Origin of the sequence: Affinundibacterium fentianense, assembly GCF_018139545.1 — a bacterium.
Lineage (GTDB): Bacteria > Pseudomonadota > Gammaproteobacteria > Burkholderiales > Burkholderiaceae_D > Undibacterium > Undibacterium fentianense.
In genome coordinates, this window is the sequence record NZ_JAGSPJ010000006.1 from 184,239 (window position 1) to 198,274 (window position 14,036).

General features: G+C 47.0%; 7 protein-coding genes. 2 read left to right on the forward strand and 5 right to left on the reverse strand.

All coding sequences use genetic code 11. From position 1 onward, the window contains the following. Window positions 1-35: 35 nt before the first annotated feature. Window positions 36-719 (reverse strand): substrate-binding periplasmic protein, encoded by a 684-nt coding sequence (locus KDM90_RS14545; RefSeq protein WP_212676345.1) that lies wholly within the window; start codon window positions 717-719, stop codon window positions 36-38. 300 nt (window positions 720-1,019) lie between these two features. Beyond that, window positions 1,020-2,456 carry an RCC1 domain-containing protein gene (locus KDM90_RS14550; protein ID WP_212676346.1) on the reverse strand — a complete coding sequence of 479 codons (1,437 nt, stop codon included), beginning with the start codon at window positions 2,454-2,456 and terminating at the stop codon, window positions 1,020-1,022. Between the two features lie 370 nt (window positions 2,457-2,826). On the opposite strand from KDM90_RS14550, the gene KDM90_RS14555 reads away from it, so the two are divergent. Then, window positions 2,827-7,431, forward strand: coding sequence for a DUF4214 domain-containing protein (locus KDM90_RS14555; RefSeq protein ID WP_212676347.1), 4,605 nt, complete (start codon window positions 2,827-2,829; stop codon window positions 7,429-7,431). Between the two features lie 44 nt (window positions 7,432-7,475). Here the strand turns inward: KDM90_RS14555 and KDM90_RS14560 are convergent, their stop codons facing one another. The 3 genes from KDM90_RS14560 to KDM90_RS14570 form a co-directional block, all read right to left on the reverse strand. Beyond that, window positions 7,476-8,186 (reverse strand): DUF6445 family protein, encoded by a 711-nt coding sequence (locus KDM90_RS14560; RefSeq protein ID WP_230409823.1) that lies wholly within the window; start codon window positions 8,184-8,186, stop codon window positions 7,476-7,478. Between the two features lie 95 nt (window positions 8,187-8,281). Continuing rightward, window positions 8,282-9,586: a metal-dependent hydrolase family protein gene (locus tag KDM90_RS14565; RefSeq protein ID WP_212676348.1), complete on the reverse strand. Its 1,305-nt coding sequence runs from the start codon at window positions 9,584-9,586 to the stop codon at window positions 8,282-8,284. Window positions 9,587-9,712: 126 nt separating this feature from the next. Further along, on the reverse strand, window positions 9,713-12,697 hold the full coding sequence (locus KDM90_RS14570) for an ATP-binding protein (protein ID WP_212676349.1): 2,985 nt from the start codon (window positions 12,695-12,697) through the stop codon (window positions 9,713-9,715). A 528-nt stretch (window positions 12,698-13,225) separates the two neighbouring features. Here KDM90_RS14570 and KDM90_RS14575 point away from each other — a divergent pair. Next, window positions 13,226-14,014, forward strand: a complete 789-nt coding sequence (locus tag KDM90_RS14575; RefSeq protein WP_212676350.1) for a substrate-binding periplasmic protein — start codon at window positions 13,226-13,228, stop codon at window positions 14,012-14,014. The last annotated feature ends 22 nt before the right edge of the window (window positions 14,015-14,036 follow it).

The window sequence follows — 14,036 nt, forward strand, 5'->3', positions numbered from 1 at the left end:
TTTGTATTGATTGAGTACCGAATATTATTGGCTATTTATTTGGCAAAAATGCGCTCCAACTCGCCACTCTTCTTGCCTTGAATAAGTGCTTTGTCTATTTTGTCGAGAATACTCCTATCTGCCTGTAAGCTCAGCGCAAAATGAGCATCGATAACCGAGACAGGATGGGGATTAATGCAAAAAATTTCCTGTTTTTTCTTCCGGTATTCATCGAATTCGGATGCATAAAGTTGGTTGAGTTCTCGTTGAACTTCTCTTAAGTTTGTACGTGGCTCGTACAATAGAAACGCGTCCATGCGTTTTTGGTAGAGCTTGGAAAATCGTCCAGCCAAGCTACTTGTATTGTATTCAGCTTTAAAGCTGACATTCACTTGACTGTCAAATTCATCACCAGCGCTCGAGCCTTGCACGATGCCGATAGTTTTGTTTTTTAGATCTTGAATAGAATTGAAAACAAAAGGATCTTCACATCGGTAAACCAGCCACACTTTGTCAGAATAGACAGGCTCTGAAAAGTGAAAAATTTTTAATCGTTCTGGTGTTTTGTAAATGCCGAATATGAGTCCTTCGCCGTTCTCGCCATTGTGTAAAACGCGACGCCACGGATAACGTCGGATATCGATTTTTACTCGTGCCGATTCTTCGATAAAATTAAAGAGTAGTAAGATATTTTTCGTCAATGGTAAGACTTGATCGCGATCCCCTTTTTGCTCAGCCATGAGGACAGCGACACTGGTAGTTTGTTTGGGCAGGGCTTGTGAGGAACCAGCAGAGAACGCGACAGCCGTCCTTGCCACGATTAGCGAAAGAAGGCACAGCGTTGCGAAAAGAGAGTGGGTCAGACGACGCAAGTTATCGTTTTCCAAGAGCTAGATAGGTTTTATGTGTCTATATTCTAGCCGATATTTTGGCGTGGTTTGCTAAAACGCCTATGACTTGTGGTATTCGATTCTGCTCGTGAATTGGCCAATGAATGCATGAGCAGAGAATGTATTGTTCGAGTATTGAAATGATATAAATTATAGTAGGGGCGTTGGTACGGCTAAATTGGTGCGTTTGCCATTGCCTAATTGACCCTCGATATTGCGCCCCCAAATCCACAAAGTTCCATCCGTTTTAATACCTAAAGTATGGAATTGTCCCGCTGATACCGCTTTCCAGTTTTTCGCATCGCCAATTTGAATGGGAGCTAATTGATTGAGCGTGTCTCCCAACCCCAGTTGACCGTCAACATTCAGGCCCCAAGACCAAAGACTGCCATCGGTCTTGAGTGCTAGGCTATGTTTAGATCCAGCTGAAACCAAGGCCCACGTGGTTTGGGTTCCGATTTGGCTGGGATTGAGCCTATCTGAAAGGGCACCGTTACCGAGTTGGCCGGCATCATTTCCACCCCATGTAAACAACGCACCATCCGCGCGAATGCCTAAACTATGATTTTGTCCTGCTGATATGGAAACCCAAGTTGCTGTTCCGATTTGGGTAGGGGACAAGACGGTTAAACTCGGACCAACACCAACTTGACCATTGCTATTGTTTCCCCAGCCCCAAATCGTGCCATCAGCTCGGCGGGCGATCGAATGGCTTGCTCCAGCGGTTACTGTTGTCCAGTTTTTTGCGGTACCGATTTGTACCGGTTCGATTCGGTCGATAACTGTACCATCACCGAGTTGGCCATTAAAATTTCGCCCCCATGCCCACAATGTACCGTCTTTTTTGACCGCCAAAGTGTGCGATTTCCCTGCTGCGATTGCACTCCAAGTGCCACTACCGATCTTAGTTGGATTGAGTTTGTCGACAAAGCTGGCATCACCAAGTTGCCCATTTTGATTAAAACCCCAAGTCCAAAGTGAGGCATCGCTGCGAAGCGCAACTGTATGAAATTCACCAGCTGCAACCAAAGTCCAAGTCGAAACTGTGCCCAGTTGAAGCAGATCTGCTTGGTCATTGGCTGTACCGTTGCCGAGTTGCCCCGTACGATTTAATCCAGTACTCAATAGACTACCATTCGCTTTCAGTATTAATGAATGGCTACCGCCAGCCGCAATCCCGACATACGGTGCTTGGACATTTAATTTGGTAGTGCTCGTGATTTTTCCGACGGTGGCTGTGATGGTTTCGCTACCGATAGCCTTGCTGGTTGCCACTCCTGTTGTCTGCACGATGCTAGCCACGGTACCTGGGGCACTCCATACCAAGTCTTTGGTAATCGCCGCACTACTGCCATCGGAATAGCTGCCACTTGCTGTGAATTGCTGGGTCAGACCTAAAGAGATCGTCGGATTGGCTGGACTAATTGTAATGGAGACGAGGCTTGGAGCTGGTGTGGTTGGTGTGGTGGCATCTTTACTGCCACCACCACAGGCACTTAGGATTGCAGCGAAGAGCAGAAAAAGCGCTAAATGCCATGCTAGTCGGTATGAATTTGCTAATTGGATCGCACGATGCATTGTTTGCATAATGCACTGAGCTTGATGCGAGTGGGCTGCGTGGCTGCGCTTGAAAGGTATAGTCATGGTTCTCATGGTGTTCAGGCAATTCGGATTTCGCTTGTGCACGGTATGTGCAGTATTTTTGTCATAGTGTACTGAAAGATTCTTTTGCGTATCAATTGATTAGACGGGTTTTCCTTACTCTATTGAAGAAATTGAAATTCGTCGACCTTGTGCATGATCTTGAAAATCGGCATAAGTGAGCATATTGCAAGCTAAATTGTTACAGATGGATAAAGACCTTGCAAAACACAATATTTCTATAAAGAAATGCTTGTTTTCTGCCGTATACTGAAAGACGAGTGGTATTGAATTTTGATATGAACTGAGAGTCATTATGGCGGGCGTAAACTACCAATATGAATTAACCAAATTGTACTTGGCTGCTTTCATTCGTCCTCCTGAAAAGAGTGGTTTGGAATATTGGCTTTTGCAGTTGGAAAGTGGCAAGTCATTTGACAGTGTCTTGGAGACGGTATTCAGTCTCGACATTGTGAAGGAGATTTATCCCAGTAATTTGCCGTATGAATCGTTCGTCACCTTAATTTATGTGAATGTTTTCGGTAAGTCTCCAGACTTAGAGGGCTTGTCGTATTGGAAACAACAGATGATTGATGGGCGTAGTCGTGGCAATCTGGTAATGGATATGATCAACGCTGGGCTGAATACCTTGGATGGTACGCCAGGCAAAGCTTATATCGTTAATCGCATGGCAGTTTCACAGGCCGCAATTGAACAGCAATATGCGCAACGCGCAGATTTTCAGCCTGCCTACTTAAAGAGTTTGATGGCGACGGTGAATAGTGATGTTAGTACCGTCACGACGGCAACCAAAGCGATGAATTCAAGTGTGACGGGAATTGGGATTGGTGCGCCATTGAACGCAATTACCGTGGTGGCCGCTGCTGGTGGAATTAGCGCGGCGGAGGTGAAAGCAGGGGTGGCAGTCGTTATCGATTTAAAAGGGACGAATGCGGTCGCCAACAATGTGGTTGAACTCTTGATCAATAAAGTCGCCTTTACCACACCGATTACGAAAGTGTTAACCGACACCGAAGTGAAAGCGCAAAAGCTCACGATCACGATACCGAGTACAGTGAACTGGGGAGCAGATGGTATCAAGGTCTTGAGTGCCTATGTGAAAGATGCGTCGGGCAACAAAGGTCTTCCCGGTGGCGATTTGGCGGTTGAACTCAACATGGTTGCGCCAAATGCTCCGGTTAATCCTATCGTCATTCCCGTTGCATTGAATGGAATTAATACCGCAGAAAAAGCCGCTGGGGTGAGTGTTAAAGTCGATTTGGCAGGAACGACAGCCAATACCGGCGATAAGGTTGAGATACTCAACGGTGGACAGATCTTTTCACCAGCGGCAGCCGCGACCATTACCGAGGCAGATGTAAAAGCGGGATTTGTAACGATCGTGATCTCAGGGGCATCCAATTGGGGTGCAGATGGCGAGAAGATACTGAGCGCTAGGATCACCGATGCGGCAGGCAACCCAGGAGGAACGGGCGGCAATTTGGCGGTGGTGCTAGATGCGACTCCACCGACCGCATTGACGAATCCTTTAAGTATGGCGGTCGCTAGTGGCGGCATTAGTCCCGATGAGCGAGCGCAAAATATTGCTGTGATTGCGAATTTGACGGGCACGAATGTGCAAGTTGGCGATGCGATCGAGCTCTTGATTGACGGTAAAACGTTTGCTAACTCAACAATCCATATTCTAACTGCAGCCGAAATCACGGCGAAGTTTGCCACATTGAGTATCGCCGGAAGTGATCCAGGATGGGGTGTGGTTGATGGGGATAAAAATATTTCCGCGCGTATTATCGATCAAGCAGGTAATTTGGGTAATTCCGGCGGAAATCTGAAAGTCACATTGGACAGCACGCCACCCAATTCACAGAACTCTATTTTGACTGTCGCTGCTGCCGTGAACGGTATTAATGCTTTGGAAGCTGCGGCGGGAATTAGCGTTGTAATGAATCTCACGAATACAAACGCCGTTGCCGGCGATATTGTGAATTTATTTTTAGACGGTAAAGCGTTTTCGCCCGCTGTGACGTTCACCCTTACGGCAGTACAAATCTCCGCAAAGAGCGTGACCTTAATTATTCCATCAACAACAGATTGGGGTGTCGATGGCAACAAGGTCTTGTCGGCGACGCTCACGGATTCCGCAGGTAATGTCGGTATCCCAGGCGGATCGTTGACCGTCAATTTAGATCGTACCGCACCCGGTACACCAACCAATCCCATCAGTATTCCAGTTGGTGTGAACGGAATCAACGCCAGCGAGAAAATTGCAGGGGTGAATGTATTGGTTGATCTGGCTGGAACCAATGCGTTGACGGGTGACAAAATTGAATTGACCATCGATGGGCAGCCCTTTACGTCGGCTGTGTCGAAAGTATTGACCGCAGCGGATGTTGCGAACGGATTTTTAAATCTTTCTATATCGAGTGGTGCGGGTTGGGGAACCGACGGCAACAAAGCTCTCGCTGCTCGTGTTGTGGATGTTGCTGGTAATGTCAGTCCGGGTAGTACCTCGATTAGCGTAATTCTCGACACGTCCGCTCCAGCCGGACCTGGTTTTGCATTGGTGGTACCAGCCAATTCAGGCGGAGGGATCACGACGGCGGAACGATTGGCTGGGGTTGATGTGCAAGTCAATTTAACCGGGACTACGGTTGTTGCAGGTGATACGGTTGAGATTTTATTAGCAGGCAATTCCTTTACGATTCCTGTTCGACATACCTTAACGGATAGCGAAATTATTGCCAAGGTCGCGACTCTTACGATCGGTAGCAACGATGGCTGGGGTATTGATGGCACCAAAGTATTGACCGCTCGTTTTATCGATTTTGCAGGAAATACGGGGACAACGGGTGCTCCCTTGAGCGTCAATTTGGACGGCACGGCACCGAATGCGCCAGGTGCAACTTTAAGTATTCCCGTTGCCGTCAATGGCATTAATAATGCTGAAAAAAGTGCGGGTGTGTTAGTCGCAGTTGACTTGACTGGAACAGGTGCTATTGCAGGCGACACATTGCATTTGCAAATTGATGGCGTTCCATTTTCGACACCTGTCTCGCAAATTATTACGACTTCACAGATCGCCGCAAAACTTGCCAACATCGTTATCCCAGGCACGGCTGTTTGGGGAGCGGATGGTCTTAAATCATTGACAGCAAGTATTACCGATGCGCTGGGAAATGCGGGCAATCCGGGAGGTGTGTTAACTATTTTGTTGGATACCACGATTCCCGACGGACCAAGTAATCCAGTCGTGATCAGCGCAGCAACGAATGGGATTAATGCGGTTGAGAAAGCCGCTGGCGTGAGTGTTTTAGTGGACCTGACTGGAAGTACTGTGGTGCAGGGTGAGAAGGTCGAATTGCTACTTGGTGGTTTGCCATTTACCACGCCGATTATTCAAACCTTGTCGGCGACAGACATGTCAAATGGTTTTTTTACAGCGGTCATTCCCAGCGGTGCTGGATGGGGAGCGGATGGAAGTAAGCTCATATCGGTTCGTATGACCGATAGCGCGGGCAACGTCGGAATATCCAGTGCAGGAGCGAGTTTGGTCTTGGATACGACGCCACCCGTAGGGCCGGCAAACGCGTTGAATGTGCCAGCGAATGCTGGTGGTGGAATTACGGGCGCGGAGAAGAGCGCTGGCGTGGTCGTGAATGTTAGTTTAGTAGGCAGTACCGCGGCGGTCGGTGATACTTTGGAAATTCTGATTGATGGCGCGTCTTTTGCTAACCCGGTGAAGAAAGTCTTAGGCGTGCTTGATCTTGCTGCACAAGCGTTTAGTTTAACGATCGATCAAACCGCTGGATGGGGAATAGATGGGCCTAAAACACTCACGGCATTGGTAACCGATGCCGCTGGCAACGCTGGTACAGCGACCGCGAATCTATTGGTGACTTTGCTCGATACCACAGCACCAAATGCGCCTAGCCATCCACTAACCGTGCCAGTGGCAACCAATGGCATCAGTGCTGCGGAAAAGAATGCAGGGGTGACCGTTGTTGTTGATCTGTCGGGAACGAATGCTGTTGCCGGAGACACTGCAAGCCTATTCCTTAATGGTGCGGCATTCGCTGTGCCAATTACGCATCTCATAACTGGCGCAGAAGTCATTGCCGGAAATTTTAGTTTTACGATCAGTAGCGGCGCAGGTTGGGGCGCAGATGGTAGTTATTTGTTGAATACAAGTATTACGGATGCGGTGGGTAATATCGGGGCTGTCGGGGGCGACCTCACCGTGATACTTGATACGACCACACCAGCGGCACCGACGAATGGCGTCGTCGTGGCCGCTGCTGCAAGTGGTATTAACGCAGCGGAAAAGACTGCTGGGGTGCAGGTCTCAGTCGATTTGAGCGGGACCAATGCGGTGGCTGGAGATAGGATTGAGATTTTATTGGGTGGTAGCGCCTTTACAACGCCCGTTTTGCATACATTAACCGGAGCAGAAATTACTGCTGGTTTTGCAAGTGCAACGATTGATGCGACTTCGGGTTGGGGGATAGACGGTGTGAAAACAATTTCTGCTAGAGTAGTTGATCTCGCAGGAAATATCGGTGCGAGTGGAGGCAGTCTCACGACATTTATCGATTCTATCGTGCCAGCAGCAAGCGGCTTACCTACTTGGGAAGATTTGGATAGTTCTGGCACCATCAGTGATGGTGATCGATTCTTGTTCTCCATCTCTGAGGCGACCAATAAGGCAATCACATTGAGCGAGGTTTTGCTAAATAATTCTCACGTTCTTGGAACCGGAGCGCTGGTCAATTGGAGTACCGATGGAACACAATTGTTGCTGACTTTGGGGACAGGCTCAACCATCGCGACTGGAGATACGGTGACTTTGGTAGGGGTCTCAGATCTGGCAGGAAATACACTGAATCTCAGTTTTACCATTTGAAATGGAGGCTGACCGTATTTTTCTCTATCCTGCGACCTCTCGTACTACTCATCCTCGGTCATCCAAAAGAATACGGTAGTCAAACGTTTTTCTCGTAATTCTTTGCCAAAGTACCCAGTTGCACAATGGACGAGATTGGCTTTGTATAAAATCATGCGATTAAATACATTTTGTACACGTAAATCTTCATACCAAGCTTGAATTGGGAGTGCTTTGACCTTCAAGGCATCGACCAAGTTATTGTGTGGTGCAAGCACAATATTGCCGCCGATAGCGCCATTGGGATAACGTAGTCGACAAAAGCTGGTTCCGCTGTCAGCAGGAGGATTGGGACTCAAATAGATGACACAAGCATAGCGACACAATTTGCGGCTGTCGGTATGCGGATGCGGCGTACTTTCATTTGCGCCTACCAGCTGCGCAACATTGCAATCGAGACGCAGTCCACCAGGTGGTTGTTCCATCCACAACTTATCTTTACCAACTAATTCTTTGACACGGGCTTCAATGAAAGCGAGTTCATCAGGTAGTAAGGCACCGTGAAATCGCATACCTGGCCAACTCTCCGGTTGATAGGGGGCGCCATATTCCCACTTTTCTCGATTGAAACAGCGTTCGGCAATCTCGATTGCATTCGGTAAGACATTGTCGACGATCCAGTAGTTTTTCCCGTGCTCAAGCGCTTCGTAGGGAAGTTTGGGAGCGATTGCTGGAATAGGTGGAAGTGGTGTGGCAGGAATAGCAAGTGGTAACATGATTAATCGCAGGTGAGTCTTGTTCAGAGATAAGCCGAGTGAAATAGTATCAGGCCTCGGACCTATCTCTGTAACATTTTGACATCAACCCAGATTTATTTTTGGCCTGGCTTCTTGTAGATCTGCCCGTCTTTCATCACGAATTCGACCTTTTCTAAGACGCTAATATCCTTTAATGGGTCGCCAGAGACAGCGATAATGTCTGCTGCATAATTGCTTTCGACAGAACCTAAGCGTTGACTTTGATTCAATAATTCAGCCGCGCCTAAGGTAGCGCTACGAATCGCCGCCAATTCTGGCATGCCAGCTTCAACCATATACCGAAATTCTTTTGCGTTCTCGCCATTGGGAAAAACGCCTGCATCCGTGCCAAATGCAATCTTGACACCGGCTTTGTAAGCGCGGCTAAAAGTTGATTGAATCAATGGGCCAATTGCTGCTGCTTTCGGCTGCACCAATGGTGAGAAGTAATCGGGAATCTTTGCTTTTTCCGCTACGAATTTTCCCGCAGAGATAGTCGGTACATACCAAGTCCCATGTTTCTTAAATAAAGCAATCGCCTCATCATCCATATAGGTGCCGTGCTCGATTGAATCAATGCCAGCACGAACCGCGCGTTTGATCCCTTCGTTGCCATGCGCGTGTGCCGCAACTCTAAAACCATAATCTTTTGCTGTCTTGACGATGCTATTGAGCTCTTCGTCGGTAAATTGCGCGTTTTGCCCACTGCTTGCTTGGCTTAATACACCACCTGTTGCGGTGATTTTGATTAAATCTGCGCCCTCCTGGTAGCGACTACGCACTGCTTCGCGAGCACTGTCGACGCTATTGATCACGCCATTCTCCGGTCCTGGTTTGCCGTTTGCTTTGCGCATTGCCTGAGAAAGTCCGTTGGATGGATCTGCATGCCCACCTGTCGTGCCAATTGCCTTACCTGCGGTGAACATGCGGGGACCGACAATACTACCCGCATCGATTGCGCGTTTCATTGCGACATTTAAACCGTCAGCCGCTCCCAGATCTCGCACGGTGGTAAAGCCTGCCATCAGTGTACGTTCTGCTAATCTAACTGAACCGAACGCGAAGTCTGCCGTATCGGAACTTAAACTTTCTCGTAGTTGTTGGACCTGCGGTTTTGGGTCATCAGATAAATGGACATGCATATCCATCAGGCCAGGCAGACAGGAGTAGGCGCGTAAATTCAACGCATTCGTATTCGCGCCCCAAGGGCCGATACTAGTAATTGTTTTATTGTCGATAGTGATACTGACTTTGTCGCGCCAGGTACCACTTTTCACGTCTAATAGTTTGCCGCATTCAAGCACAGTTGTCGCTGCGAAGGATGGGGCTGCGATTGCGCCACAAACGATACTTAATACGACACTTGGAATTTTTTTCATGGTTTTTAATAGGTAAAAAAGTTGTCGAAAAGAAGCCTGCCAAGGATTCGGTGTTGTTGATTTGATTGTGACACCGCGCATAGCAGCGGTGTGACTTTAATTTTGCTGATAAGTTCCAATCGTGCTTTAGGTTTCAGCCTCGCTGACGGGAAGATCCACATAGAAGCTCGTGCCATGCCCAAGTAGCGATTCAAAATGCAATTTTCCGTGCATGCTCTCAACTAATTCTTTGCTAATCGCCAGTCCCAAGCCTGTACCCCCGCGTTGTCTTGTATCCGACGAATCTGCTTGTGCAAATTTTTGAAAGATCCGCGACTGAAATTCAAGTGGAATCCCAGGTCCTTGATCCGTCACGCTGACTCTTACCCAATTTTCAATTCGAGTGATTTGGATTTGAATGTGGCCGTGATTGGGCGAGTATTTCGTTGCATTTGATAATAGGTTTGAAAGAATTTGCAAGAGGCGTTGTGGATCCACCATGACATAGGTGTTCGGCGCTGTATCCTTAATCGCATTGGAAATCATCCGTTCGATTCCCGCAGCAATATTCCCTTCAACCGCGGTCTCCACGATAGGCCCTAGTAGTAGGCGTTCTGCTTTGATTTGCAATTGTCCAGCGGAGAGTTTTTCCATGTCCAACAAATCATTGATCAATAAACTAAGACGTTGGCTGTTTTTATGGGCGATTTGAAGCATCCCAGCAATTTTGCTTGGTAGCTCACCCACAACGCCGCCGACAACTAAGCCTAAGGCACCAGAAATTGAGGTAAGGGGTGTGCGTAATTCGTGACTCACGGTGGAAATGAATTCGTCTTTCATTTTTTCAGCATGCTTTCGTTCACTGATGTCTTGGACTGTTCCATACATGCGTTCGCATTCAGCGCCGTTGAATTGGCAAGTTCCGACGATTCTTACCCACCGTTCTCGTTGCTTCATGGTGACGATTCTTAGTTCGGTATCAAATGGTGAACCGTTTTGGATTGCTTCCTGTACCAACTGAGACACAAGTTGTCGGTCTTTGCCTTCCTTATAGAATTGAATCGCTTCATCAACGGTACAAACAAAGTCCGTAGGAACTTCATGAATTTCTTTTGTGATACTCGACCATGTGACAAGTGAATGTTGGAAATCGACCTCCCATGTACCAATTTGGGCTGCTGCATTGGATTGCTCGAGCAAGGCATACGCGTGGGCAAGTTGCGACTCTGCTTCTTTACTTCGTGAGATGTCGGCATGGCTACCAGACATCAGCAAGGGTTGACCATCTTTGGTTCTGCTGACGAGACAGCCACGGTCGGCGACCCAAACCCAATGTCCATCTTTGTGGCGCATGCGACAAACGATATCGTAGTAGTCGAGTTCTCCGTCGAAATGTTTTTGCAACAAAAGGTTGGATTGAATTAAATCTTCTGGGTGTACAAATTTGATCCAAGTTTGGATGTCAACGGGTGAAATTTCTTGCAAGGTGTAGCCAATGATATTGGCCCAGCGTTCATTGAAGCGAACTTCGCCAGTTTGGACATTCCATTCCCACGTACCGATATTGGTACCACGAATGACATCAGCTAATTGTCGTTCACTATCAGCATGTTGAGACTGTACTCGGGCAGCATGAATGAGCTGTCCGATTGTGAGCATGATCGGCTTAAGGAATTGAATAAACTTTTCACAGAAACCGTGGGGGCGGTTTGCTAAACCGATTATCGCGACTAATTGACCATTGTAGTGAATTGGAATACTGAGAAAATGTTGGCAACTAGCGAGTGATGGCCAAATGAAATGCAAATCGCTGACGACGATTTGTGACTCTTCATAGACACGAATGGCTTGATCAAAAATAGATGACCAAAAAAATTGTTGGTCTTGATGTGCAATCAAATCCGCGTGAATATCTTCGTTTTCTAAAGTCGCTTGAGAGAACGCGGCGCGGGGTTTGTTGTACGCAATGGTTTTCAGATAGTCCTCATTGGATTTAGTCTTCAATGCTTCTGCGATAAATCCAAATTCGCAATGACTTAGCGCGAGTAAATCCTGCAGTAAGGTTTGAAAACCTAGGATCAAATTATCACCATGAATGAAATTTTCTTGTGCGCGTGAAATCGCTAGGGCGAGTTGTCGTTGGCGTTTGAGCGAGGTATCCAATTCCCATTCATAGAGTTTGCTTGCGGTCCACTCGCTCAATAATTGAATAAAATCTAACGTGGCTTTGTTGAGATGATTGGGTGGCCGTGTATCCTGGTCGAAAAAAGCTAAACAGCCATACACCGCACCATTGATCACGATCGGTATACCAATGAAACTATCAAATGGTAGCGAACCGCCCGAATCTAAGCTTACATACGGAGATTGTCTAATGCTTGGGATGACGAGAAGGGACTGCTTGGTGACGGCGAGCTTAGAAAGTTGTAAGCACAGATTGGATTTCGCATTCGTGTCGCTCTCGCTGGTATACACAGTGAGCTCAGCTTCATATAAGTCCGGTCCAAATTCATAGATTGCAGCGTCTTCCAAATTGATAAATTGGCTGGCGATGTTGAGTGCGTGGCGGAGCAAATTGGCATAATCTGGGTCGACGATCGTGGAAATTTTTGCTAGAGCTTGCAGAGCCTGATTTTGGCGAAGCTGTTGCAATTGCAAGATTTCTTGTTCAACACAGTCCGCGAGGTCGCGCAATATGCGCATTTCTTTGATGCTGAGGGTGCGAGGTTGACTATCGATAATGCAAAGTGTGCCGATGCAAAACTCAGCATTGGGACGTAACGGCGCACCTGCATAAAAACGGATATTGGGTGGTCCCAAGACTAAAGGATTGTCTGCAAATCGTGGATCGTTCAAGGCGTTTGGAATATGAAAAATCTCATTGCCTAAGATGGCATGACCGCAAAATGAAATATCTCGGTTGGTTTCGCAGGCATCTAAGCCTTGACGCGATTTGAACCACTGGCGATTGGCGTCAATGAGGGAAATCAAGGCAAAATCAACTTGAAAAATTTGTTTTGCCAGACGAGTGAGGCGATCAAATTTTTCTTCTGCACTCGTGTCGAGAATTTCTAATTCTTTGAGCGCTTGTAGCCTTGCAACTTCATTTTCGGGAAATGCGGGAGACTCCATTCAAGTTACTCCTAACTTGGAAACAGCAGCAGTGCGCCTTAAAACCTGAACCACACCTACATAGAACGACGGGATACTCGCGAGGGAATCCAGACTGAGTTTGTCGAAACGACTGAAGCGACTATTGTGCATGAATATGGTGAGGCTGCGTGTGAGTAGATTGATATATTCAGTTGCGCGAGAAAAATGAAACACAAGGTCATACATTTCACATTATTAGCCGGCATGCATTCAACGGATGGAATATGAAAAATATTTCTTTATGGAAATTTTCAATAGTATCTACGAAGAATTACTCGTAGACAAGCGCGCTGTTGTTAAATCGGATTAAGCAAAATTTGTTGGGATGCAAGACTTGATCAAGCACGCGACGAATAGGACTTTTAAGCTTACATCGATGTAAAAAGAATATTTTCTTGCATTGCTTTTATGAGATTTTCTATTTTTCGGACCCTATTGTGTAAATTACTTGCTCTAAGGAACGACCACTGCGATACTTCGCCCTTTTCAATTTTTGTTAGTAGTTGTATGTTCAAGCAGCGGTTTACACTCTTTTTATGTTTATTAATTGCCACTTTATTTCTTGGTGAAGTGCGGGCTGGTGAGAAACAAAAACTACGCTTGTTTCTGCAAGAGAGTCTCGATTCTGAAGGCAGGCAGTTAGCATTGGACCCAAAGGTATTTGAAATTTTGGCTTATTTTGAACGGCGCACTGGTTTGCAATTCGAGCACATCATATTGCCTTGGAAACGAGCACAGGCTGAAACCCTCGTAGGGAATGGGATCATTTATGGGTTTTCGAAATCCTCGGAGAGGCTTCGCTATTATCAGTTTTCGCAGCCAGTGATGGTTGAGCGCGTGTGGGGCATCACTTACGGTAAACCCGTTCCTCAATACAAGACCGTGGAAGATTTGCGCGGCAAGATCGTCAGTACCGGACGAGGCTTTAGCCATGGATTGGAATTTGATCAAGCGCGAGACGTGGTCTTCAAAGTGCAGGAAGATTCCGCTTCGACAATTTCTAGATTTAAGAAATTAATGGCAAAACGCAGCGACTTGATGGTTTGGCCCGTGCGGGGATTTGAAAACCACAAGGATGTCGAAAATTACTTTAACCACTTTATTTTAGAGCAGGCGAATGATCCTGATCTCAAAGGCAAGCATTTCAACGTGACGGAAAAGCCTTTATTTCTCGACTCCTTACACTTTGCGAGTGCAAAAGGACATTATGCTGATGCCATTGCAAAAATAGATAAAGCGATCGTGCAAGGAAATAAAGACGGCAGTTTGCCGCAAGTTCTGCGTGGTTATCACTAGTTGCCTTGTTCTATGGATGTTG